The 232-nt window shown below is 46.6% G+C and carries 1 protein-coding gene; it reads right to left on the bottom strand.

What is annotated here, in order from left to right:
• Positions 1 to 232 (bottom strand): tropomyosin (locus tag Q0795_RS17200; RefSeq protein ID WP_298891805.1); only part of this gene is annotated, 232 nt, incomplete at both ends.

Below are 232 nucleotides of genomic sequence, written 5' to 3'. Positions count from 1 at the left end.
CTTCAGTCTTGAAGTCATATTGCGAATTTGAGCTTCATAAGCCTCCTCCCTTTGTTGATTCTTCTCCTCACTGACTTCCAGAGATTTGAGATTGTTACCCACAACTCTCAACTCTTCCTCAAGCTCTACAATTTTGGTCTCACCAGTCTCGGCACGCTCTTCAGCACGTTCCAAATCAGCTTCAACCATGGCCAGCTTACGAGCGACCTCATCATATTTGCGGTCAGCTTCC

The sequence above is a fragment of the uncultured Serinicoccus sp. genome, assembly GCF_947487915.1.
Classification (GTDB): Bacteria; Actinomycetota; Actinomycetes; order Actinomycetales; family Dermatophilaceae; genus Ornithinicoccus.
The sequence above is the reverse complement of the archived record's forward strand: the minus strand, read 5'-3'. Positions and strand labels throughout refer to the sequence as shown.